We start from the raw sequence: 23,196 nt of genomic DNA, 5'->3' as shown, positions 1-23,196 counted from the left end.
AATGCATCGATCGTAGGGTGGGTTCTCGAACCCACCGAACGTGTGCGTCCCGATAACAATGTCTTGCCTGAGACCCGTAGGGGAGCTCAGCGTAGCAGCTTCAGCCCCGGCGGCAGCGCCTCGCCCAGCATCCGGGTCTCGCTCGCCTGGTCCAGTTCCACCACCTCGCGCACCATGGCCGACCAGGTCGCGGGCGCACCGGTCGACGACAGGCGCCGCAGCACCTGTTCGCGCACGGCTTCCGCGATATCGCGCGAACGGTCGCCCGTCATGCGCGCGATGTGGGCGGCGGCGAAGCCGGCCGGCTCGACCTTCTTCCAGTCCAGCTGCAGGAGCTGGCCCAGCCATTCTTCCGCGACCTCGGCAGGGGCGACTTCGTGCGCGCTGCCGTGGAAGGACTGGCGCGCGCCGACGCGGCCCAGGGCCCACAGGTAGCGCGTATAGGTTGCCGCCGTCTTCGCATCGAGCTTCGCGCCTGCGGTTGGGATGGCCATGATCTGCTCCATCATCCAGTTGCCGATCTCGGCCTTGTAGGCCGACGGGATGCGCTCCAGCGAGGCGCCCAGGCGCAGCATGTCGTCCTCGCTGCCGTCGACCAGGGTGATCGGGCGCTTGCCGCGTTCGGAGGCGTCGGCCTGCAGGTTGAAGGCGAAGTCGTCGAGCAGGCGCAGCTGGGCTTCGGTGTCGAGGCCGCCGGCCACGCGGCGCCACAGCGTCCACCATTCGGCGCGCACCTGGCCTTCCTTGTGGTACTGGACGCCGTTCTCGAACATCGCCCACAACTGCTCGATGCGCCAGCCGTCGAGCGGATGGCCGAAGCCGGGACGCAGGGAGTAACCGGCCAGGTTCAGCCAGGCGCGTTCGTGCTCGCTCGAGCGGCGCCGGCCCCTGGCGCGCTCCATCAGCGCGTCGAACAGGCGCCGCAAGAGCGGCGTGGTCCAGCCTTCGCGCCGGCCCAGCAGGTGTTCCAGGCTGGCGCGCAGCTGGCGCACTTCCTTCGGGTCGACCTGCTTCGAGCGGGTGCCGAAGATGCGGTCGATCTTTTCGATGGCAGCATCCAGGTTGGCCGGCATGGCCTCGATCTCCGGCGTCTCGGCGGGGTCGCCGCCCTCGGCTTCGCGCAGCTCGAAGGCGAGTTGCCAGCGCTGGCCGCTGCCATCTGCTGCCACGCAATGCACCTCGAGGGAGCCGACTTCGCTCAGCGTCGTCACCAGCTGCACCGGCACGTCGCTGCGCGCCGCCGCGCCGGGCGCCGCGCGCAGCACGGTGGCAATCGGCGGCAGCCGCACCACGTCGCCCGGCGCCAGGTCGACCAGCGCGCCCGGCTGCGGCGCCTGGCCGGCGTCGGCAATCGTCGACACCAGGTGGAAGCGCACCGGCCGCCCCAGGCGCAGCGCGAAAGTACGATCGGCCAGCTGTACTTCGGTGGCGGCCGGCGTACCGCGCGGCAGCAGGCAGACGGCGCGCAAGTGGCCATTCGTCCCACGCTCGCCTTCGAGCAGCAGGTAGTAGCTGCGCGCCGCGCCGCTTTCGATGGCGGGCGCCTGGCCCTGGCGCGCCAGCGAATAGGCAACGCCGCCGCGCGCCACGGCCACGTCGGGATCGTCGTTGTGCAGGACGCGCAGGGGCTGGCCGCGCCAGCGTCCCAGCACCTCGGCCAGGCGTTCGGCCAGCGCGGCGCCGCGGAACACGCCGCCGTTGAGCAGCAGGGTGTCCGGCACCGGCAGGGATGTATCGTCTTCCGGCAGGTCGAGGGCTTCGCGCGCCGCTGCCGCGTGCTGGCGCAGGAAGCTCGCCAGGTGGCGCGTGACGGCCGGGTCGCTGGCGTAGGGCAGGCCGAATTCGACGATGCCGGCGCGGGCGCGTTTCGCCTCTTCCTGCGCCTCGTTGAGCGGGAAGAAGCCGTCCAGCACCACGCGCGCGATGTCCTCGCGCCGCAGTTCGGCCTTGCGGCTGCCGCCGATCAGGCGCGCGCCGGCGCCGAGCAGGGTGACGGTGACAAACTCCGGCGCGTCGGGCGCCAGCAGCTGCTCCTTGGCCGCGCGGCAGCGTTCTGTCAGCTGGGCCAGGCGCGCCGCCGACAGGCGTTCGCGCGGCGCTGCATTGCCAGCCGCCGCGCCGGCCGCCTCGTTCATGCGCGCCTCGACCAGGTGGGCCAGGGCGAGGTCCATGTTGTCGCCGCCGAGGATCAGGTGGTTGCCGACGCCGATGCGCGTGAGCGCCGGTTCGCCGTCCACGAGTTCGACCTTGACCAGGCTGAAGTCGGTGGTGCCGCCGCCGGTATCAAGCACCAGCACCAGGCGCGTGCCGGCCAGGTCCTGCGCCAGGCTGGCGCGGTGGCGGTACAACCAGTCGTAGAGGGCGGCCTGCGGCTCTTCCAGCAGGCGCAGTTGCGGCAGGCCGGCCAGCTTCGCCGCTTCCAGCGTGAGGGCGCGCGCGCCTTCGTCGAAGGAAGCCGGCACGGTCAGCACCAGTTCCTGCCGTTCCAGCGGGTGAGCAGGGAAGCGGATGTTCCAGTTGGCGCGCAGGTGGGCCAGGTAGCTGGCGCTGGCCGCCACCGGCGAGACTTTCGGTACGTCGGGTTCGGCGCCCCAGGGCAGGATCGGCGCCATGCGGTCCACGCCCGGATGCGAGAGCCAGCTCTTGGCGCTGGTTACCAGCCGGCCCGGCGTCGCCGCGCCGAGGTTGCGCGCCAGGCGGCCGACGGCCACCTGCGCCACGCCCGCCACGTCGGGCAGCAGCCAGGGCAGCTGCAGTTCGCCGGCCGCGAGCTCCCCTTCGGCCGGGTGGTAGCGGTTCGAGGGCAGCAGCGGCTGCCCGGCCACTTCGCCGGGCGCCACCAGCTGCTCGATGGTGAACAATTCGACCTCTTGTGCCCCCGGTGCGGCGTAGGCCAGCACCGTGTTCGTGGTGCCGAGGTCGATGCTGACCAGGTAGGGCGTCACTGGGCCTCGGGTGCGGTACGAACGTCGAACTCGACCTTCCAGCGCTGGCCGTCAGGCGACAATGCCGCCAGCTCCAGCGTGCCCGCTTCGGTTGCCAGCGCGTGCAGTTTCACCTGCACCACGTCGCCCGGCGTGCGGCCCTCGGCCGGCAGCGTGGCCTGGATCTCGTTCAGTTCCTGCAGCTCGTCCGGGCCCCAGAAATCGAGCACCTCGCCGATCTGGTCCTGGCGGCGCGTGGTCGAGCCGAAGAAGCGGAAGTGGACAGGCTCGCCCACCACCAGGCCGAATTCCTGGCCCGGCAGTTCCAGTTCGCTGCCTTCTTCCATGCCGAAGGGCGCCACGCACAGGGCCTGGATCGGCGGCTCCATGCCGGGGATCGCCGGCATCGACGATTCCACGCCGACGTAGTAGGAACGGGCCGTGCCGCCGCGGATGCGCACGCCGCCGCCGCGCCGCGCATAGCTGTAGTAGGCCGCGCCGCGGGCAACGGCCAGGTCGAGGTCGGCGCCTTCCAGCATGCGCGCCGGTTCCGCGCCTTCCATGTAGAGCCAGTCGTTGATGGTGTCCATCACGCGTTGGGCCAGGATGCCGGACTTGAACACGCCGCCGTTGAACAGCACCGCGCTCGGATGCAGGAAGGTATGGTCGGCGTTGACATTGCCAGCGAAGCCTTCCAGTTCAGCGGTGGCGCCGGCCTGGCGCGCCAGGAAGGCCGCCAGGTGCTTGGTGACGGCGGCGTCCTGGGCGTAAGGCAGGCCGAGTTGCGTCAGGCCGGCACGGGTACGCACGGCAGGACGGGCGCTCGCTTCCACGCGCGGGAAGAAACCATCAAGGATGAAGGTCGTGACTTCCTCGCGCGTCAGCTCGGTGCGGATCGAGCCGCCGATGAGCTTCGAGCCGCGGCTCGGCACCACGATCGGCCAGGTAGTGGCGTTCGCGTCGGCCAGCAGGTGTTCCTTGGCGCCACGGCAGCCGTAGGTGAGGGCGCGCATCTGCCAGGCGTCGAGCTGGGTGCCGTTGGCGGCCAGCTTGCGCGCGACCAGGTGCGCCAGCGCCAGGTCCATGTTGTCGCCGCCGAGCAGGATGTGGTCGCCCACGGCCACGCGATGCGGCTCCAGCTTGCCTTCGCGTTCGAGGATGGCGATCAGCGAAAAGTCGCTGGTGCCGCCGCCGACGTCGACCACCAGCACGATGTCGCCGGCTTTCACCTGCTTGCGCCAGGCGCCGTTGCTGCCCTGGATCCAGCTGTACAGCGCGGCCTGCGGTTCTTCCAGCAGGGTGGCGGAGGTGTAGCCGGCGTTGCGCGCCGCTTCCGCGGTCAGTTCGCGCGCGCCCGGGTCGAACGAGGCCGGAATCGTGACGGTGACCTGCTGCTGGTCGAAGGGCGCTTCCGGATGCGCCTGGTCCCAGGCGCGGCGCAAGTGCTGCAGGTAGCGCGTGGACGCTTCCAGTGGCGAGACGCGCGTGACTTCTTCCGGCGCATCGCTCGGCAGGATGGCGGCGCGGCGGTCCACGCTCGGGTGCGAGAGCCAGCTCTTGGCCGAGGACACCAGGCGGATCGGCGTGGTGGCGCCGCGGCTGCGCGCCATCTCGCCGGCAATGGTGGTCTCGCCTTCGGCGCTCCATGGCAGGGCCAGTTCGCCCGGCGCCAGTTCGTCCGGATGCGGCAGGTAGAGGAAGGACGGCAGCAGCGGCAGCGCGTCGACGGTGCCGGGCGCGGTCAGCTGCGGCACCGGCAGCACGCCGTGCGCGGTCTTCTCGCCGTCGCTCTGTTCCAGGTCGACATACGAGAGCGCGCTGTGGGTCGTGCCCAGGTCGATGCCGATGGCGTAACGGGCGCTCACAGTTCCACCTCCGCGGGAGCGATCACGCTGGCGTCGTGTTCTTTCGCCAGCTGGGGAAGACGGACATCCGTCGCGCGCCAGCCGCGGTGCGACAACGTGCCCTTGAACGGGGCCTTGCCGACCACGTTGCCGGTCAGGCGCACGCTGGCGGCATCGAAGCCTTCTTCCAGCGTCACGCGGGCGCCTTCCGCCTCGCTGCGGACGGGCTGGATCGTGAAGTGTTCCTTCAGCACGCGGGCGCAGCCTTCGTGCACGACGCGGGCGGCGGCGCCGATGTCGGCGTCGGCGTAGGCAGCCAGGTTCTCGTTGGCGAAGTCGATCAGGCGCGCTTCGCGCTGCAGCAGGGTCAGCAGCTGCAGGGCGGCTTCCGGCGTCGTTTCGCGCAGCACGGTCGGGGCCGGAACCGGCGCGGCGGGTGCCGGGGCCGGAGTGGGTATCGGGGCAGGTGCGGGAGCAGGTGCGGGAGCGGGCGGCGCGGCCACAGGGCCGACCTGGTCATCGCGCAGGCGCGCGGCGAATTCGGCGTCGCCGACGGTCTTGAAGAAGCTGCCGAAGGCAAGGGACAGCCGGCTCCAGAAGCCAGGCAGTTGGGTCGGTGTATTCATTCTTGATGTTCTATAGGGTAAGGGACGGGAGCGCTGTCAGGCAGCGTCGGGAGCCCAGGTCCGGAAAACGCGAATGATATCAGTTCAGCGCGCAGTGCAACCACAAGCGGGATGTGCAGCGGGGACGCCGGGGCGAGGCTGTGGACGCGCGGGCTTGGCCTTGGCAGGCCATGAAACATTGCCGGATTTTATGGCGCGTAAATACTTATCCGGATTTCGTCCCGTGCGCGGTATGAAAGGCGCATAGTGTCATCTGTTTCGCCGGATCCCTTCGCGATCCTGCATTCGAGCGGTGAGCTGAAACATCGTTGCCGCTTCCTCGCCTGCACCGCCAGGCTCCGCACTCCCATCCGACGTGGCCGCCGCTGGCGGCCCGACCAAGAAAAGGTACACCATGTTTCCATTCTCATCATCCGTTACACCCGCGGTCCGTATGCACCTGGATTCCCAGGCTGCTTTTTTCAACGACCTGTCTAAATCGATGACCGACGCTTTCCAGAATATCTGCCAGGCCAATATGCAGCTCGGCCAGGCGATGTTCGAGGAAAGCGTGATCGCCAACCAGCGCCTGCTGACCACCCAGAACAGCAGCGATGCGTTCAGTGAAGTCGCTGCCCGCGCCCAGCCGGCCGCGGACAAGCTGCGTTCTTACCAGCAGCATCTTTCGCGTCTTACCGCCGACACCCAGGTCGACCTGGCCCGTGTCGCCCAGGAGCATGTCCAGGAAACCGCCCGTACCGCCCATGCGCTGGCGGACGAGGTGACGCGCACGGCGGTGGAGGAAACCGACCGCAGCATGCGCAAGCAGGAAGAAGCGCTGAAGAATTTCCGCAATCCCTTCGAGAGCGATGCGCCGCGCGGCAACGGTAGCGCCCAGCCCAAGGCGGCTTCCCAGCCGCAGCGCGAAGGCGCGGGCGCCAGCATGCAGGTCGACAGCCAGGCCGGCAACGCGTCGTTCCATGGCAGCGTGCAGAGCCAGTCAGGACAGTCCGCACAGCAAGCGGCCAACAAGAATCCCGGCAAACCGAACTGAGCCGGCCCACGCTTCGCCGACCCCGCTTCGGCAGGACGGATGGACGCCCATAAGCGGCGCCATCATGTCTGCGATGCACCAGCCAGCAAGGCCTGGCTGTAGGCACCGAAATCATCCAGCCCACGCTTGATGATCGTCACCAGCGCCGGCAAAGGTGCGGCCTGGTGATCCCATTCGGCGCGGCAGAATTCACCGGTGCGCTTCAGGTCTTCGGCCAGCGCCGCATCGATCCAGCCATGCCCGGCCAGCAGGGTAATCACTTCGCGCTCGTCCTGCGGCTCGCCCAGCCCGGCCTCGGCAATCACATAATCCCCCATCTCCACCGTCGCCTCCCAGGCCCGGATCACGTTGAGCGTGGCCGCGTCCTGGCGCGTGATGTCGCCCACAAACGTGGTCGGGTCCTTCTCGTACTCCTCGCGGGCGCGCCGGCAGCAGCGTTCGATGGTGCCGGTCTTGTCGATCAATACGGTGTCGTCCATGTGTGCTCCTTCAGATGAGGAAAAGCAGGGCCGCCACGGCGGTCGGCCCCAGCGCGCCGGCCAGCAGGCCGAGCGCGTTGATCGACTCGTCGCTGAAGCCGTTGCGCAGCAGCGCGGCGCCGGCCGGGTTCGGGGCGTTGGCGATGACGGTCAGGCCGCCGCCGGCGACCGCGCCCGCCACCAGCATGTACTGGGAATGTTCGGACAGGCCGGCGATCAGCGAGCCCAGGTAGGTGAGGGCGGCATTGTCGGTGATCGCGGTCAGGCCCAGCGCGCCGAAGAACAGCGCGGTCGGTCCCAGGCTCGAGACGATGGGCTGCAGCCACCATTGCTGCATGCCACCGAGCACCACCAGGCCGGCCAGGAAAAAGCCGACCAGCAGCCCTTCCTTCAGGATCAGCGGATCCTGGTGCCGTTCGTAGGCCTTGGTGAAGCCCAGGAACAGCATGAACAGGCCGAGGAAGAGCACCGGATGGTGGGCCAGCAGCACCACGGCGGCCAGGAAGCCCAGGTGGATCAACGAGACCTTGAGCGGCACGATCTGTTCGCCGCCGGTCGGGGCAGGGGGCGGCGCCAGGTGCTTGCGCAGCAGCAGGACGATGACGGTGGCGTTGATGAACACGGCCACCGCGGCGCGCCAGCCGAAGTGGGCGAACATATAGGCGCTGTCCCAGCCCCAGGTGCCGGCCACCATCAGCACCGGCGGCGCGGCGTAGGAGGTCAGCGTGCCGCCGATCGAGACATTGACGAACAACACGCCCAGCGCGCCGTACTTCAGCGCTTCCGGTACGCCGGGGCGGAATACCTGGGGCGCGAGCATCAGCGCCGCCAGCGTCATCGCCGCCGGTTCGGTGATCAGGGAACCGGCCAGCGGCACCAGGGCCAGGCCGAGCCAGGCCAGCATGACCTCGGTGCGCAGCGGCGCCAGGCGCGCCGTGGTGCGCAGCAGCGCGCGCACGGCGTCGAGCACGGGGCGCGAGGCGGCGATCACCATGACGGTGAAGACGAACAGCGGTTCGGTGTAGTGGCGCGACTCGGCATAGCCGATGGCCGCGTCCGGCCCGGAAAGGAAGGCCATCGCCACGATCAGGACGAAGGCCCAGAAGCCGAATACGACCTCGACTTCGCCCAGCAGGTGGAACAGTCCGGCATGACGCGGATGGCGGTCGGCCAGGATCTCGAAACCCTTGGCGGCGAAGGTATGGACGAGTGCGCAGGCGAACAGGATGGCGCCGACCAGCTGGATCGTCGTCATGGCTGGCCTCGGTCTGCCACGGTGTATTGCGAGTAAAAGAGATCTACGAACATTGTCAGGTGGATAATCAGTGAAGCGCCATTATTTCATCTTTTGATGCGGATCGGATGGAAGAGGATGGCTAAACAGAGCACGTAGGCCTCGGCGCGCACCGGCACAAGGTGAAATCCTGCATGGACAGAATATACACATCTTGCCAAAAGCTGAACGAACGAGTACTGTATATCCATCCAGTACTTTTGCATTTGCCTCCATTATGTCTTCCTTACAAGAAATTTCATCACCGGAAGAATTGCACCCATCCCTATGGCGCGCCTCGCAGCTGGCGCGCGCCGGCACCCGCTGCGTCGACAGCGGCCACCCTGTGCTGTCGAAGCAGTTGCCGGGCGGCGGCTGGCCGGTCGGCACCCTGGTCGACCTGCTGCTGCAGCAGAGCGGCATCGGCGAAATGCGCCTGCTGCGCCCGGCCCTGGCGGAAGTCGCGGCGCGCCGCATCGTGCTGCTGCAGCCGCCCCATCCGCCGCAGGCGCTGGCGCTGGCCGCGCTCGGCGTGCCGCCCTCGCAGCTGATCTGGCTGCGCGCCAGCCGCACCAGCGACGCCCTGTGGGCGGCCGAGCAGGTGCTGCGCAGCGGCAGTTGTGGCGCGCTGCTGTTCTGGGCCAACCATGTGCGCGGCGACAGCCTGCGCCGCCTGCACCTGGCCGCGCAAAGCGGCGAGACCCTGTTTTTCATGATGCGCCCGCTCGCCGCCGCGCAAGACGCTTCGCCGGCGCCGCTGCGCCTGTCGCTGCGGCCGGCCGCCGGCGGGCTCGAGGTCGGTTTCGTCAAGCGCCGGGGGCCGCAGCGCGACGCGCCCCTGTTCCTTCCACTTACTCCTTCTTTGCTCCAACGACATGCGTTTGTGGATCGGCCTGCACCTGCCCCAGTTACCGCTCGAGGTCTTCAGCCCGAACTGGTCCAGTGACGCCGGCAGCGTCGTGCTCGAGCAGGAGCGCGTGCTGGCGGCCTCACCGGCTGCGCGCGCCGCCGGGATAAGCCACGGCATGCGCCGCGGCGGCGTATTGATGCTCATGCCCGAGGCGCGCCTGCACGTGCGCGCCCCCGAGCGCGAAGCCGAGGCCCTGCACGCGGCGGCGCTGGCGCTGCTGCAGTACACGCCGCTGGTCACGATTGCCGAGGAATCGACCTTGCTCATCGACATCGGCGCCAGCCTGCGCCTGTTCGGGGGCGTGCGCGCGTTGTGCCGGCGCGTGCGCGCCAGCCTGCGCGCCCTCGGCTTCAGCGGGGTGCTCAGCTGCGCGCCCACCGCGCGCGGCGCCTGGATGCTGGCGCGCCGGCGCGCGGGACGGGTCTTGCGCATCGCTTCGCTCACGCGCCGGCTTGATGCCTTGCCGAGCAGCCTGCCGCCGCCGGCGCGCCCCTATACCGCCTGGTTCGAAGGCATCGGCTGCTTCGACCTGGGCGCCATGCGGCGCCTGCCGCGTCCCGGCCTGCAGCGGCGCTGCGGGCGCGAACTGCTCGACATGCTGGACGCCGCCTACGGCATGGCGCCCGAGCTGTTCGAATGGATCGCGGCGCCGACGCGCTTCCACGCCAAGATCGAACTCTTCGACCGGCTCGAGAATGCCGAGGAGTGCCTGCTTGGCGCCGAACGCCTGGTGCAGCAATTGACCGGCTGGCTGTGCGCGCACCAGCTCGCCGTCGAGCGCATCACGCTCCTGCTCGAGCACGAGCGGGGCAGGGTGGCGCGCCCACCGACGCCGGTCGAGGTCGCGCTGGCCGAGCCCACCTGGCGCGACGAGCACCTGGTGCGCCTGCTGCGCGAGCGCCTGGCCAAGCTGGTGCTCGACGCCCCCGTGATCGCCCTGGTGCTCGACGCCAGCCAAGTGCAGCCGATGGCGCCGCCGAGCGAGTCGCTGTTCCCCGAGCCCGGCGGCAGCGAGGAAGACCGCCTGCGCATGCTGGAACTGCTGGTCGCGCGCCTCGGCCCCGAGAACGTGCTGCAAGCGCTGCCGCAGGCCGACTACCGGCCCGAGGTGGCGAACAGCTGGGTTCCGGTGCAGCAGAAGGTGCGCGAGAAGGAGCGTGCATCGCAGATGCCGCCCGACGTCGACAGCCTGCCGCGCCCGACCTGGATCCTGGCCAAGCCGATCGCGCTCCTGATGCGCAACCACCGGCCGTTCTACGGCTCACCGTTGAGGATGGTCTCGACGCCCGAGCGCATCGAGGCCGGGTGGTGGAGCCAGACCCAGACGCGCGACTACTTCATCGCCGAGGGGCAGGACCATGCGCTGTACTGGGTGTACCGGGAGCGCATCGTCGGAGCGGGCGAGGATGCGGAGCCGAGGTGGTTCCTGCATGGCTTGTTCGGGTGAGCGCTCTGCGACAGCGGAAACGACGCTACAGCTTCTCGATCTGCCGGTTGATCGCCTTCTGCGCCCGCTCGTTACGCTCGCTGTAGCGGTCCGTCAGGTAGTCCGTCCGCCCGCGCATCAGCAGCGTCATCTTGAACAGCTCTTCCATCACGTCGACCACCCGGTCGTAGTAGGCCGACGGCCGCATGCGGCCAGCCTCGTCGAACTCCTTGTAGGCCATCGGCACCGAGGACTGGTTCGGGATCGTGAACATGCGCATCCAGCGCCCCAGCAGGCGCAGGGTGTTGACCACGTTGAAGGACTGCGATCCGCCGCAGACCTGCATGACGGCCAGCGTGCGGCCCTGGCTCGGGCGGATCGCGCCCATCTCCAGCGGAATCCAGTCGATCTGGTTCTTCATCACCGCCGTGATCGCGCCGTGGCGCTCGGGGCTGCACCAGACCTGGCCTTCCGACCACAGGCACAGCGCGCGCAGCTCGGCCACCTTCGGGTGGGTCTCGGGTACGCTGCCGACCATCGGCAGTTCCATCGGGTCGAAGATTTTCACCTCGGCGCCGAAGTGTTCCAGGATGCGCGCCGCCTCTTCGGTGAGGAAGCGGCTGAAGGAGCGTTCGCGCAGCGAACCGTAGAGCATCAGGATGCGCGGCGGGTGGCGCATGTCGCCGGCTGGCGCGAGCTTGTCCATCGTCGGCAGGTCCAGCAATGCCGGCTGGATGTTGGGGAGATCGGAGAGTTTGTCCATGTTGATTCCTTAGCTTAGTTCAGCTCAGGCGCACCGCCAGTGCGCTCAGGGTGACCAGGAGGATCGGCAGCGTCAGCACGATGCCGACCCGGAAGTAATAGCTCCAGGAGATACGGATACCTTTCGTCGCCAGCACGTGCAGCCAGAGCAGGGTGGCCAGGCTGCCGATCGGGGTGATCTTCGGACCGAGGTCGGCGCCGATGACGTTCGCGTAGATCATCGCCTCGCGCACCACGCCCTGGGTCGCGGTGGCATCGATCGCCAGCGCGCCCACCAGTACCGTCGGCATGTTGTTCATGACGGATGACAGGATGGCGGTGATGAAACCGGTGCCGAGCGCGGCGCCCCAGATGCCGTAGCCGGCGCAGCGTTCGAGCAGTACGGTGAGGTGATCGGTCAGTCCCGCGTTGCGCAGGCCATAGACCACCAGGTACATCCCCAGCGAGAACACGACCACCTGCCAGGGGGCTTCGCGCAGCACTTCCCGGGTCGAGATCCGGTGGCCGCGTGCGGCCACCGCCAGCAGGAGCACGGCGCCCACCGCGGCCACGGCACTGATCGGCATCCCGGCAGCGTCCAGCCAGAAGAACCCGATCAGCAGCAGCGCCAGCACCCACCAGCCGGCGATGAAGGTCGCGCGGTCGTGGATCGCCTCATCCGGATGCTTCAGGGAGGCCAGGTCGTAGTCGGCGGGGATGTCCTTGCGGAAGAACCAGACCAGCGCCCCCAGGGTAGCCGCCACCGACACCAGGTTCACCGGCACCATCACCGCGGCATAGCGCGCGAAGCCGATGCCGAAGTAGTCGGCCGACACGATATTGACGAGGTTCGACACGACCAGCGGCAGGCTGGCGGTGTCGGCGATGAAGCCGGCCGCCATCACGAAGGCCAGTGTCGCCTTCGGCGAAAAGCGCAGGGCGGCCAGCATGGCGATGACGATGGGCGTGAGGATCAGCGCCGCGCCGTCGTTGGCGAACAGCGCGGCGACAGTGGCGCCGAGCAGGACCAGCAGCACGAACAGGCGCCTGCCATTGCCTCCACCCCAGCGCGCCACGTGCAGGGCGGACCATTCGAAGAAGCCCGCCTTGTCGAGCAGGAGGCTGATGACGATCACGGCGACGAAGGCGCCGGTGGCGTTCCAGACGATGTGCCAGACGACCGGGATGTCGCTGATGTGAATGACGCCTGCGAGCAGGGCGACGATGGCGCCGATGGAAGCGCTCCAGCCGATGCCTAGCCCGCGCGGCTGCCAGATGACGAAGCCAAGCGTTACCAGGAAAGTGAGGATAGCGGTCAGCACGCGTATTCTTCAGGCTGCGAGGCGGCCAATACCGCCGATACGATCGAGCTCGGCCTTGAGCCGCGCACGGTCGCTTGCCAGTTCGTCCAGCGGCAGGGCCAGGAAGGCCTCGATGCGCGCGCGCAGGATCGCATAGGCTTGCTCGAAAGCGGCGCCGATCTCTTCTTCCGTTCCTGCCGCATGGCTGGGGTCGTCGACGCCCCAGTGCGTTCGCAGGACCGGACCGAGATAGGCCGGGCAGGTTTCGCCGGCGGCGCTGGCGCAGACTGTCACCACGATGTCCGGCATGATCGGCAGCTCGTCCCAGGATTTGCTGTAGTAGCCGCCTGTGGCGATGCCTTTGGCCGCCAGCAGGGCCAGCGCCCGCTCGTTCAGCTTGCCGGTGGGCTGGCTGCCGGCGCTGATGGCGCGCCAGCCGTCCGGCGCCAGGTGGTTGAAGACGGCTTCGCCGATGAGCGAGCGGCAGGAGTTGCCGGTGCAGAGGAAGAGGACGTTCACGTCAGGTCTCGTCAGGTGGGTGGTAAGTGCTTGCTTACGCCCCACAGGCGCCGGGTGCACAGGCAAGCTTGGTGGCCGTGCCGCAGGGCGCACCGCCGCAGCAATTCTCCGTGAGAAAAGCGAGCAGGGCATGCATCGTGTCGAACTGCGCGGCATACATGATGAAACGGCCTTCCTGGCGAGGGACAATGAGCCCGGCGCGGGTCAGCTCTTTCAGGTGAAAGGAAAGCGAGGAGGACGGCATGCTCAGTGCCTGCGCGATCCTGCTTGCGGCCAAACCTTCGGGCCCGGCCTGCACGAGAAGCCGGAAGATCGCCAGCCGCGCCTCCTGCGCGAGGGCCGCCAGGGCCGTTACCGCATCCTTGTTGTCCATCGTCGCTCCACTAACCGATTCGATATTTCCAGTATAGTCGAAATATTGGCGCGCAGGATCTGGTACCATCCTTGCACGCATCCCCAATCGCGTGCAGAGTAGCGCCTTCATTGCAACAGAAGGACATCATGCTCACAGAACGCGTCGAGTTCCAGGGTCCGCACGGCAAGCTGGCGGCCAAGCTGGACATGCCCGACGGCACACCGCGCGCCTACGGCGTCTTCGCCCACTGCTTCACCTGCAGCAAGGACGTGCTGGCGGCAAACCGCATCTGCCATGGCCTGGCCGAGCGCGGCGTGGCCATGCTGCGTTTCGACTTCGCCGGCCTCGGCGCCAGCGCCGGCAACTTTGCCGACACCAATTTTTCGTCGAACGTGGAAGACCTGGTCGCGGCCGCCGCCTTCCTGCGCGAACATTTCGAGGCGCCGCGCCTGCTCGTCGGCCACAGCATGGGCGGCACGGCGGTGCTGGCCGCGGCGGCCCGCATTCCCGAATCGACCGCCGTGGTGACGATCGCCTCGCCGAGCGATCCGCACTACGTGGTCGACCAGCTGTTCTCAGAACATCTCGCCACGCTGGCCGAACAGGGCGAGGCGCGGGTCAGGCTGGCGGGGCGCGATTTTCATATCCGCCAGCAGTTCGTCGAGGATGCCACGCAGCATGCATTGAGCGAACGGATCGCCCATCTCGGCCGCGCGTTGCTGGTGATGCATGCGCCGAACGACGATACCGTCGATATCGCCAACGGCCAGCGCATTTTCGAGCTGGCGCAGTATCCGAAGAGCTTCGTATCGCTCGACGGGATGGACCACCTGGTCACAAGCAGGGACGATGCGGCGCAGGTGGCCGCGCTGATCGCGGCGTGGAGCGCGCGGTTTATCGAGAAGGTGTGATGTGCCGCGGCGGCGATCGTATCGCCGCCGTGGCAACCGTAGGGTGGGCACTCCGTGCCCACGCGGAAGCCGGCACAGAGTTAGCGTGATTTGTACGTGGGAATTGGATAAGCCGCAGCGTCACCCGAGGAGGCGCCGCGACACGATCACGGAGCCGCGATAAGACAGCCAACATGACGCGAGCGTTCGCGTGGGCAAGGGGTGCCCACCCTACGATCGCGACCGTGTGAGTGACGTGGAGCGCTAGGCGATGCCGGCCGCCTTATTCGTCGAAGTCTTCCGCCAGGTTCTTCCACCCGCGGCTCTTGGCAAACGCCGCGAACTCCTCCGGCGCTTCGAGCACGATCAGCTTGCGGTCCTGCAGGCCCGGATCGCTGTGGCCGAAGTCCGGGCCACGATAGCCGAGCGCGCGCAGGCGGTCGATGAGCTGCTTCACCAGGACCTTGTCCTTGTAGAGCCCGGCATCGATGGGCTGGGCGAAGTCCACGTACACGTCGATGATCCCATAACCCTCGTCGAAAATGCGGATCGCCTTGACGTCGTGGGTTTGGCCGTTACCGTCCGTGGCCTTGAAAGGCCCGGACAGTTCAATGTCTGAAGAGTCGGTAGTCATACAGCCAGCATACCACCGACCCCGATTTACTTCAGCGCCTTGTAGATCGCTTCCAGGCGGTCCGGCGTGCCCGGGATGCGTTCCAGGCGTGGGTAGCGCAAGCCGTCGTGGTAGTCGAGCGAGATGGTGCGCAGGTTGTTGCCCTTGCGGACCAGCAGTTCGATCGGCGCTTTCGTGCCCTTGGCTGCCTTCACCGCCGCCTTCAGCACGTCCGGCTTGTACACGCGGTTGTTCACGGCCACGATGGTCGTGTTGCCGGCGAGGCCGGCGCGGAAGCCCACGCCGTCCCAGATCACGTTGCTCACGCCGCCGTCGGCGCGCACCGAGAAGCCCAGCGAGTAGCTGAAGTCGGCCGACTTGCTGCGTTCTTCCAGGGCCTTGATGGCGTCGGTCGGGGTGTCGGTGTAGACCAGCTTCCAGCCGGCGCGCTGGAGGCCGTCGAGCGGCGCGCCCGGGCCGTGGCCTTCGACGCGCGAACGCAGGAAGGGCGCCCAGTCGAACTTCTGCACGCGGTCGAGTTGCGCGACGACGTCTTCGAAGGTGTAGAAGGCCGGCAGCATGCTGCCGTTATTGATGCCGTAGAAAGCGCGCGCGAAGTCGTCGAGCGAGCGCTTGTCGCCGGACAGTTCGCGGATCTTGGTGTCGACGTCGAGCCAGATCAGCGCGCCTTCCGAGTAGTAGTCCTCGCTGCGCTGCCAGTTGCTCCAGGCCAGCGCGTGGCGGCCGGCGATGATCGGGTCGTTTACCGTGTCCTGCATTGCGCGCCAGGCGCGGCCCTGGGTATTGTCGTAGCGCGCCGCGGTGGCGGCCAGCGCGTCGCGCGCGTGCGCCTGCGACACCAGGCCCGAACGGGCGGCGATGATGCCGCCCCAGTACTGGGTCTGGCCTTCGTAGACCCACAGCAGGCTGTTCTGCAGCGGGGTGTTGAAGTTCGGGACGTCCTGGCCGGCCGGGCGGCGGAACTTGCCGTTCCAGGAGTGGGTGTACTCGTGCGGCAGCAGGTCGCGCCCGGCTTCGCTGCGCGCCCAGTCGGTGAAGTAGCCCGGCTTGACGCCGTTCTCGCTCGACTGGTGGTGCTCGCGGCCGATGCCGCCGAATTCGTCCGACAGCGCCAGCAGGAAGTCGTAGTGCTGGTAGTGGTGCGAGCCGAACAGCTTGAGCGATTGCTGGACCATCGCGCGGTGGGCGGCGATCTGCTCGGGCTTGGCTTCCAGGCTTTCCGGATTGTCGGCGACCACGTTCAGCGAGACGCGCACCTTGGCGCCCGGGTCGAGGTCGTACTGCTTGAAGTGGCGGCCTGCGAACAGCGGCGAATCGATCAGGGTTTCCAGGTCGTGGGCCTTGAAACGGATCTCGTCGCCCTGACGTTCGGCGGTCTCCAACGCGGTGCCGTACCGCCAGCCGGCGGGAAGCGTCAGCGAAGGCTGGACCGTGATGCGGCGCGCCACGTAGCCGGCCGGGTAGAGCGTCACCGACGGCCATTGCAGGCCGATGATGTCGTCGGTCATGACGATGCGGCCCTGGCTCGAGTCGAGCGGCGACAGGAACTGGTATTCGACGTCCAGCGTCGACGCTCCCTCGGGCACGGTGACGTGGAAAGCGAACACCTCGACCGGATCGCGCGTCCACTCGACCGGCTTGCCGTTGGCCGTGAATTTCAGGCCTGCCAGTTGCGTCAGCGGGCCGCTCGGACCGTGGTTCGCCGGCAGCCACTGCGGATACAGGAAGGTCATCGGGCCAGGCTTGACCGGCACCGTCATGCGCATGCGGAAGATCTGCTGCGAGAGGTTGGTCGCATCGACCTTCAGGACGATGGTGCCGGGGTAGGGCTGGTCGACTGGCGCCGGTACGGCGGCCTGTGCGGGGAAGGCCAGCGCGAGCGCCAGGGCGAGGGTGGAGGCCGTCTTGGCGGCGAAGGAAAACGGGGCGAGAGTGCGCATCTTTTGATGTGTTCGGGTAACAAAACCGGACGAGTGTAGCACGCAGCCCGTGGGGAAACCCGATGAAATACTCCGAAACATCGTTGCAAATAAAATTTGCAAAACGGACTAAAAATCCGTATTTCGTATCCCTTGAAAAGCGCATTGGATGGCATTAGATTGGTCCCAACGGATGCTCACGATGAGGTCCGTCAACATATCGCTTAACTTTGAAAAGGATATTTATCATGCGTACTTTCGATCTGACTCCCCTGTACCGTTCCGCCATCGGTTTTGACCGCCTGGCCAGCCTGCTCGAGCAACGCGCCGAGTCGCAGCCGAGCTACCCGCCGTACAACATCGAGCTGGTCGCCGAGGACAAATACCGCATCGTGATGGCCCTTGCCGGCTTCACCCGCGACGAAGTGGAAATCGTCGCCGAGCGCGACACCCTGCACGTGACCGGTCGCAAGCAGAAGGACGAGACCCAGCGTACCTACCTGCACCGCGGCATCGCCGCCCGCGACTTCGAACAGCGCTTCCAGCTGGCGAACCACGTGAAGGTCACCACCGCCTCGTTCGACAACGGCATGCTGACCATCGAACTGGTGCGCGAAGTGCCCGAGGCCCTCAAGCCGCGCAAGATCGCGATTGGCGACGGCAACGGCACCATCGACAATGTTCAGCAAATCGAACAGCGTCAAGCCGCTTAAACGGCACTAGGCAGTAGCGAAAGAGGGTGCCCGCCGGGCGCCCTTTTTTACGTCCCGGGGCGGACAGAATTGTCCGGATGGGCGTGGGGTGGGCGGCTATGCCGCCCACCCTTCGTCCCATGCGATCCACGCAACGGCCCGCCCCAAAGATGAGTTTTAAGCATGTTCTAAGACAGATCGGCGACACTACAACCATCGATGATCCGTCATCGACCAACACCAACATCCAGGAGCACGTCCATGCAAAACGAAGGTGCAATCACTGCCATCACCGCAAAACGTCTCACGCTGGCGCTGTGCGCGGCGGGCGTTATTGGCGGCGCGGTCGGTGCGGTTGCAGTCAACCACAACAACGCTACCGCCCAGGCCACGCCGCCGGCCGCTGCCACGGCGGCGGCACCGGCTGCTCCGGTCCAGGCTCCCGCCGCGGTGGCAGGCGCACCCGCCGCCACCGTCACCCTGCCGGACTTCACCCGCATCGCCAAGCAGAACGGCAAGGCGGTGGTGAACATCCGTGTCATGGGCACCACCAAGACCAGTACGAACGCCATGCCGCAGATGGATCCGCGCCATCCGTTCTACGAATTCTTCCGTCAGTTCCAGGACCCGCGCGGTCCGCAACGCGACGCTCCCGTTTTCGGCGCCGGATCGGGCTTTATCGTAAGCCCGGACGGCGTCATCCTGACGAACGCCCACGTGGTCAAGGGCGCCAGCGAAGTCACGGTCAAGCTGGCCGACCGCCGCGAATTCCGCGCCAAGGTGCTCGGTTCCGACACGGCCACCGACGTCGCCGTGCTGAAGATCGACGCCAAGAACCTGCCGACCGTCCCGCTGGGCAATGCGCGCAACCTGCAGACCGGCGAATGGGTGCTGGCGATCGGCTCGCCCTTCGGCCTGGAGTCGACCGTCACCGCCGGCGTGGTCAGCGCCACCGGCCGCAGCCTGCCGAGCGACACCAACGTCCAGTTCATCCAGACCGACGTCGCGGTCAACCCGGGCAACTCCGGCGGCCCGCTGTTCAACACGCGCGGCGAGGTGGTCGGCATCAACTCGCAGATCTACAGCCAGACCGGCGGCTACCAGGGCCTGTCGTTCGCGATCCCGATCGAGGTCGCCTCGCGCATCAAGGACCAGATCATGACCACCGGTAAGGTGGAGCATGCCAAGCTGGGCATCTCGATCCAGGACGTGAACCAGGGCTTCGCCGATTCCTTCAACCTCGAGTCGCCCGAAGGCGCCCTGATCGCCAACGTCGAACGCGGCAGCCCGGCCGAAAAGGCCGGCCTGAAGACGGGCGACATCGTGCGCAAGGTGAACGGCCAGCCGATCATCGGCTCGGGCGACCTGCCGGGCTCGCTGGCGGTGGCCAAGCCGGGCGACAAGGTCGCGCTCGACGTCTGGCGCGACGGCAAGATCGTGCGCCTGAACGCGACCCTGGGCAATGCCGCCGACCGCGCCGCGCCGAGCGAGCGCGAAGCGCTGGCCGCGACCGACCAGGGCGCCAAGCTGGGCCTGGTCCTGCGTCCGCTCGAGCCGATCGAGCGCCGCCAGAGCGGCATCGCCTCCGGCCTCGTGATCGAGGACGCCCGCGGCGCGGCCGAACTGGCCGGCGTGGCGCCGGGCGACGTGCTGCTGTCGGTGAACGGCAAGCCGGTCACCAGCGTCGAGCAGGTGCGCGACGTGGTCGGCAAGTCCAGCAAGTCGGTCGCCTTGCTGATCCAGCGCGGGAATGACAGAATCTTCATTCCGGTGCGGATTGGCTGACGCAATGTAGTGTCTTCCGTCGCGCACCACTAACTTAACGGGACCTTGGGAAACCGACGTGTAGTAAGGTTGATCAAGGTTCCTAGATGGGGTGGATCATGCGGTTACTGTTGGTGGAAGACGATACGATGATCGGCGAAGTGGTGCTCGACCTGCTGCGGGCCGAGCACTACGCCGTCGATTGGGTCAAGGACGGCGAAATGGCCGACACGGCCCTGGTGCAGAACCAGAACTACGACCTGGTCCTGCTCGACCTCGGGCTGCCGAGGAAGGACGGGCTCGACGTGCTGCGCTCGATGCGCAACCGCAAGGACCGCACCCCGGTGCTGGTCGCCACCGCGCGCGATTCGGTCGCCCAGCGCATCGCCGGGCTGGACGCCGGCGCCGACGACTACGTTCTGAAACCCTACGATCTCGACGAACTGCTGGCGCGCATCCGCGCGCTGCTGCGGCGTGCCGCCGGGCGCGCCGAACCCATCTTCGAATACAAGAACATCTCGGTCAATCCCGCCACCCGCGAAACCCTGGTCGACGGCGAACCGGTCTCGCTGTCGGCGCGCGAATGGGCGGTGCTCGAGGCCCTGGTCGCCCGTCCGGGCGCCGTGCTGTCTCGTGCTCAACTTGAAGAAAAGCTCTACAGCTGGCGCGACGAGGTGAGCAGCAACGCGGTCGAGGTCTACATCCACGGCCTGCGCAAGAAGCTCGGCAGCGACCTGATCCAGAACGTGCGCGGCGTGGGCTACATGGTACCCAAGGCATGAAGGTGACGCATTCGCTGCGCGGGCGCCTGCTCTGGTTCCTGCTGGCGGCCATCACGCTGGCGGCGCTGGCGCAAGCCTCGATCGCCTACAACACGGCGCTGTCCGACGCCGACCAGATTTTCGACTACCACATGCAGCAGATGGCGCTCTCGCTGCGTTCGGGCACGCCGCTGTCGAACACCGAGGCGCGCGAGCGCATCGAGGATGCGCCGGGCAACGACGACCTGGTGGTGCAGATGTGGTCCCCGGACGGCGTCCAGGTCTTCCACAGCGTTTCGCGCGCGCGCCTGCCGCAGCGCGCGGTGCTCGGCTTTTCCAACCTCAAGGCGAACGGCACCACCTACCGCGTGTTCTCGATCCAGACCGCCGGCCAGACCGTGCAGGTGGCCCAGGACCTGGCGGTGCGCCGCAACATGGCCGGCAACCTGGCCCTGCGCACCCTCGGCCCGATCGCGGTCATGATGCCGATGCTGATGCTGGTCGTCTGGTGGGTGGTGAGCGGTTCGCTCGAACCGGTGGCGCGGGTGCGCAAGCAGGTCGCGGCGCGCCAGGCCGACGACCTGTCGCCGGTGTCGGAAGCCGGCCTGCCGGACGAGGTGCGCCCGCTGATGCACGAACTGAACCTGCTGTTCGACCGCGTGCGCACGGCCTTCGACGCCCAGCAGCATTTCGTCGCCGACGCCGCCCACGAACTGCGCACGCCGCTGGCCGCGTTGCGCCTGCAGGCGCAGAGCCTGGACCGCGCCGAGACCGTCGAAGCGCGCAAGGTGGCCGTCGCCCGCCTGACCGCCGGCATCGACCGCGCCACGCGCCTGGTCGAGCAGTTGCTGGTGCTGGCGCGCCAGGAAGCCTCGGCCGGCGACGGCGCGGCGGCCAGGCCGGTCGACCTGGCCGAGCTGGCGCGCCGCACCGTCGGCGACCTGGCCGGCCTGGCCCAGGCCAAGCAGATCGACCTCGGCCTGCAGCATGCCGACGAGGTCAGCATCGCGGGCCAGCCCGACGCCCTGCACATCCTGCTGCGCAACCTGGTCGAGAACGCGGTGAAGTACACGCCGGGCGGTGGCACGGTCGACATCGCGGTGCGCCTGCAAAAGGACGCGGCCGAGATCACGGTCGAGGACAGCGGCCCGGGCATCCCGCCTGACGAGCGCGAGCGCGTGTTCGACCGCTTCTATCGCGTCGCCGGCAGCGATGCCGCCGGCAGCGGCCTGGGCCTGGCGATCATCAAGGCCATCGCCGAGCGCCATGGGGCGACGCTCAGGCTCGACAAGTCGGAGCGGCTGGGCGGGCTGGCGGCGCTGGTGCGTTTTCCGTTGGGAAAAACCTGACTGCCTGACTGAGTGCCTAGCGCAGGTCCGTCGGCAATTCGCGCGACGGAAACTGGTGACGTCGCTCGGCAGGTTTGGTGAGCACGCGGCGCGCCACGTCGAAGGGCACGCCCAGGCGCGCCAGCTCGCGCGCAGGGGAGGGTTGGCCAAGCGCCAGCGGCGCGTTGACGATGGTGTGGATGAGCAAGGCGGTCTTGTAGTCGGTGCGGCGGTCCATGGCAAATCCTACCATGGCGCCCGCTTACATTTCGCAACACCCGTTACACCAATTGTGTGACGTGCTTCGGCGGAAAGATGTAATCTAAATTACAACTTTTAAACAAAGGAGCCCACCATGAAAAAGATCACCATTCCCGCCCTGATGCTCGCTGTTGCCATGGTCGCCACCGGCTGCAAGAAGGCCGACGACAATCCGAACATGGGCCCGGCCCAGGAAGCCGGCGCCGCCATCGACAACGCCGGCGCCAACGCCGCCGCCGAAACCCGTGAAGCCGCCGCGCGCGTCGACGCTGCTACCGATCGCGCCGGCGAGCGCATCGAGAACGCCGCCGACCGCGCCGGCGAGAACATCGACCAGGCCACCGACCGTGCCGGCGAGAAGATGCGTGAAGCCGGCGCCGAAGTGCGCCAGGAATCGCGCGAAGCCGCCCAGGACGTGAAAGAAGGCGCGGCCAAGGCCACCGACGCCACCGGCCGTGCCGTCGAGCGCGCCGGCGAAAAGATGCAGGACGCCTCGAAGTAAGCGACCGGGGCCGGACTTTTTATTGGAAACAGCCCCGGCATGCCGGGGCTGTTTCGTTTCAGACGATAGACGATCTTCCTGCAAAAGGCGGAACAGGCACACGATGCTGCAGGCAATCCAGGAATTGATGCGCCTGCCTTCGGGCATGGAATTCGATTTCAGCCAGCCGCCCGGCGAGCCGGCGCTGGCCCCCAGGGACGGCGTCGCATGGCGGGTGTTCGCCAACCCGATCGTCCTGTTCGTCGGCGGGGTGGCCGCGGTGCTGCTCGAGCTGGCCGAGCCCTCGGTGCGCTCGGGTGTCTGGGACCAGGGCGGCTTCCGACGCGACCCGGGCCTGCGCCTGCGCCGCACCGGCTTCGCCGCCATGATGACGGTCTATGGCCCGCGCTCGGCGGCCGAACAAATGATCGCGCGCGTCGTGCGCCTGCACGACCGTGTGACGGGGAGCACGCCCGAGGGGCTGGCCTACCGCGCCAACGATCCGCGCCTGCTCGACTGGGTGCAGGCGACCGCCGTCTACGGCTTCACCGAGGCCTACCACCGCTACGTCCAGCCTTTGTCCGCGCAGGAGAAGGACGCCGCCTTCGTCGAAGGCCAGGCTGCCGCCCGGCTGTATGGCGCGACCGGCCTGCCGCGCTCCTGGGCCGCGTGGGAAGCATTGCTCGCCGCGACCGCGCCCGGCCTGGAAGGCTCAAGCATCCTCGACGAGTTTTTGGCGATCATGGCCGGGGCGCCGATCGTGCCCGCGCCGCTGCGGCCGCTCCAGCGCCTGCTGGTACGCGCCGCGGTCGAGATGACCCCCGAACCGGTGCGCTCGCTGCCGCAGTTGCGCGGACGCGGCCTGCGCCGCGGCGAAGCGGCGCTGGTGCGTGCCTTCGCGCGTTCGGCCTGGCTGCTGCCGCTGGGGGATACGCCGGCGAAGCAGGCGGCGCGCCGCCTGGCACGCGCCTAGGAGTCTGCGCGGCAGAAGGTTTGATATGAGGTTGGCGTTGCGCAATCAGGTCGCGCCGGGTG

At 67.8% G+C, this 23,196-nt stretch carries 22 protein-coding genes; 10 read left to right on the top strand and 12 right to left on the bottom strand.

The window, feature by feature from the left end; translation table 11 throughout:
- Nucleotides 1–86: 86 nt before the first annotated feature.
- Genes ACFOPH_RS12730 through ACFOPH_RS12720 form a run of 3 tightly spaced genes read right to left on the bottom strand, consistent with a single transcriptional unit; the run spans nt 87 to nt 5,394 of the window.
- A complete protein-coding gene (locus ACFOPH_RS12730; protein WP_379735603.1) occupies nt 87–2,945 on the bottom strand; it encodes an Hsp70 family protein in 2,859 nt (952 codons plus the stop codon).
- Nucleotides 2,942–4,789, bottom strand: a complete 1,848-nt coding sequence (locus ACFOPH_RS12725; protein WP_379735601.1) for an Hsp70 family protein — start codon at nt 4,787–4,789, stop codon at nt 2,942–2,944. The genes ACFOPH_RS12730 and ACFOPH_RS12725 overlap by 4 nt, the downstream gene beginning before the upstream one ends.
- Nucleotides 4,786–5,394, bottom strand: coding sequence for a DUF2760 domain-containing protein (locus tag ACFOPH_RS12720; RefSeq protein WP_312551939.1), 609 nt, complete (start codon nt 5,392–5,394; stop codon nt 4,786–4,788). The genes ACFOPH_RS12725 and ACFOPH_RS12720 overlap by 4 nt, the downstream gene beginning before the upstream one ends.
- A 394-nt stretch (nt 5,395–5,788) precedes the next feature.
- Here ACFOPH_RS12720 and ACFOPH_RS12715 point away from each other — a divergent pair, with 394 nt between their 5' ends.
- Entirely contained in the window at nt 5,789–6,427 is a 639-nt protein-coding gene (locus ACFOPH_RS12715; protein ID WP_312551938.1) for a phasin family protein, read from the top strand.
- Nucleotides 6,428–6,489: 62 nt separating this feature from the next.
- Here ACFOPH_RS12715 and hepT read toward each other — a convergent pair whose 3' ends face one another.
- Nucleotides 6,490–6,906, bottom strand: coding sequence for a type VII toxin-antitoxin system HepT family RNase toxin (gene hepT / locus ACFOPH_RS12710; protein ID WP_379735598.1), 417 nt, complete (start codon nt 6,904–6,906; stop codon nt 6,490–6,492).
- A gap of 10 nt (nt 6,907–6,916) precedes the next feature.
- Nucleotides 6,917–8,161 carry a putative Na+/H+ antiporter gene (locus ACFOPH_RS12705; RefSeq protein ID WP_379735596.1) on the bottom strand — a complete coding sequence of 415 codons (1,245 nt, stop codon included), beginning with the start codon at nt 8,159–8,161 and terminating at the stop codon, nt 6,917–6,919.
- A 256-nt stretch (nt 8,162–8,417) separates the two neighbouring features.
- Between ACFOPH_RS12705 and imuA the strand changes: the two genes are divergently transcribed.
- Nucleotides 8,418–9,125 carry a translesion DNA synthesis-associated protein ImuA gene (gene imuA / locus ACFOPH_RS12700; RefSeq protein ID WP_379735594.1) on the top strand — a complete coding sequence of 236 codons (708 nt, stop codon included), beginning with the start codon at nt 8,418–8,420 and terminating at the stop codon, nt 9,123–9,125.
- A complete protein-coding gene (locus ACFOPH_RS12695; RefSeq protein WP_379735592.1) occupies nt 9,055–10,536 on the top strand; it encodes a Y-family DNA polymerase in 1,482 nt (493 codons plus the stop codon). The genes imuA and ACFOPH_RS12695 overlap by 71 nt, the downstream gene beginning before the upstream one ends.
- Before the next feature lie 25 nt (nt 10,537–10,561).
- Here ACFOPH_RS12695 and arsH read toward each other — a convergent pair whose 3' ends face one another.
- Genes arsH through ACFOPH_RS12675 form a run of 4 tightly spaced genes read right to left on the bottom strand, consistent with a single transcriptional unit; the run spans nt 10,562 to nt 13,449 of the window.
- Nucleotides 10,562–11,278, bottom strand: a complete 717-nt coding sequence (gene arsH, locus ACFOPH_RS12690) for an arsenical resistance protein ArsH (protein ID WP_379735589.1) — start codon at nt 11,276–11,278, stop codon at nt 10,562–10,564.
- 19 nt (nt 11,279–11,297) lie between these two features.
- Nucleotides 11,298–12,578 (bottom strand): arsenic transporter, encoded by a 1,281-nt coding sequence (locus ACFOPH_RS12685; protein ID WP_379735587.1) that lies wholly within the window; start codon nt 12,576–12,578, stop codon nt 11,298–11,300.
- 9 nt (nt 12,579–12,587) lie between these two features.
- Nucleotides 12,588–13,076, bottom strand: coding sequence for an arsenate reductase ArsC (locus ACFOPH_RS12680; protein WP_379735585.1), 489 nt, complete (start codon nt 13,074–13,076; stop codon nt 12,588–12,590).
- 34 nt (nt 13,077–13,110) lie between these two features.
- Nucleotides 13,111–13,449: an ArsR/SmtB family transcription factor gene (locus tag ACFOPH_RS12675; protein WP_379735583.1), complete on the bottom strand. Its 339-nt coding sequence runs from the start codon at nt 13,447–13,449 to the stop codon at nt 13,111–13,113.
- A gap of 128 nt (nt 13,450–13,577) precedes the next feature.
- Here ACFOPH_RS12675 and ACFOPH_RS12670 point away from each other — a divergent pair, with 128 nt between their 5' ends.
- Nucleotides 13,578–14,342 (top strand): alpha/beta hydrolase family protein, encoded by a 765-nt coding sequence (locus ACFOPH_RS12670; protein WP_379735581.1) that lies wholly within the window; start codon nt 13,578–13,580, stop codon nt 14,340–14,342.
- Nucleotides 14,343–14,604: 262 nt separating this feature from the next.
- Here the strand turns inward: ACFOPH_RS12670 and ACFOPH_RS12665 are convergent, their stop codons facing one another.
- On the bottom strand, nt 14,605–14,955 hold the full coding sequence (locus tag ACFOPH_RS12665; protein WP_312551956.1) for a hypothetical protein: 351 nt from the start codon (nt 14,953–14,955) through the stop codon (nt 14,605–14,607).
- Between the two features lie 26 nt (nt 14,956–14,981).
- Nucleotides 14,982–16,895 (bottom strand): M61 family metallopeptidase, encoded by a 1,914-nt coding sequence (locus ACFOPH_RS12660; RefSeq protein ID WP_379735579.1) that lies wholly within the window; start codon nt 16,893–16,895, stop codon nt 14,982–14,984.
- A 227-nt stretch (nt 16,896–17,122) separates the two neighbouring features.
- On the opposite strand from ACFOPH_RS12660, the gene ACFOPH_RS12655 reads away from it, so the two are divergent.
- From ACFOPH_RS12655 to ACFOPH_RS12640, 4 genes are all read left to right on the top strand, one after another.
- The gene (locus tag ACFOPH_RS12655; protein WP_312551959.1) at nt 17,123–17,587 is read left to right on the top strand and encodes an Hsp20 family protein; all 465 of its coding nucleotides are present in this window, start codon (nt 17,123–17,125) and stop codon (nt 17,585–17,587) included.
- Nucleotides 17,588–17,827: 240 nt separating this feature from the next.
- Nucleotides 17,828–19,351 carry a DegQ family serine endoprotease gene (locus tag ACFOPH_RS12650; protein ID WP_312551961.1) on the top strand — a complete coding sequence of 508 codons (1,524 nt, stop codon included), beginning with the start codon at nt 17,828–17,830 and terminating at the stop codon, nt 19,349–19,351.
- A 98-nt stretch (nt 19,352–19,449) separates the two neighbouring features.
- The gene (locus ACFOPH_RS12645) at nt 19,450–20,112 is read left to right on the top strand and encodes a response regulator transcription factor (protein ID WP_312551963.1); all 663 of its coding nucleotides are present in this window, start codon (nt 19,450–19,452) and stop codon (nt 20,110–20,112) included.
- On the top strand, nt 20,109–21,440 hold the full coding sequence (locus tag ACFOPH_RS12640) for an ATP-binding protein (protein WP_379735576.1): 1,332 nt from the start codon (nt 20,109–20,111) through the stop codon (nt 21,438–21,440). Before ACFOPH_RS12645 ends, ACFOPH_RS12640 begins: the two co-directional genes overlap by 4 nt.
- 16 nt (nt 21,441–21,456) lie before the next feature.
- Here the strand turns inward: ACFOPH_RS12640 and ACFOPH_RS12635 are convergent, their stop codons facing one another.
- Nucleotides 21,457–21,657 (bottom strand): hypothetical protein, encoded by a 201-nt coding sequence (locus ACFOPH_RS12635; protein WP_312553338.1) that lies wholly within the window; start codon nt 21,655–21,657, stop codon nt 21,457–21,459.
- Between the two features lie 117 nt (nt 21,658–21,774).
- Here ACFOPH_RS12635 and ACFOPH_RS12630 point away from each other — a divergent pair, with 117 nt between their 5' ends.
- A complete protein-coding gene (locus ACFOPH_RS12630; protein ID WP_312553335.1) occupies nt 21,775–22,182 on the top strand; it encodes a hypothetical protein in 408 nt (135 codons plus the stop codon).
- A 103-nt stretch (nt 22,183–22,285) separates the two neighbouring features.
- Nucleotides 22,286–23,134, top strand: a complete 849-nt coding sequence (locus tag ACFOPH_RS12625) for an oxygenase MpaB family protein (protein ID WP_312553332.1) — start codon at nt 22,286–22,288, stop codon at nt 23,132–23,134.
- Nucleotides 23,135–23,196 lie beyond the last annotated feature (62 nt).

The sequence above is a fragment of the Massilia haematophila genome (assembly GCF_042647645.1).
Lineage (GTDB): Bacteria > Pseudomonadota > Gammaproteobacteria > Burkholderiales > Burkholderiaceae_D > Telluria > Telluria haematophila.
Note: the sequence above shows the minus strand (reverse complement) of the source record. Positions and strands in the feature narration are given on the sequence as shown.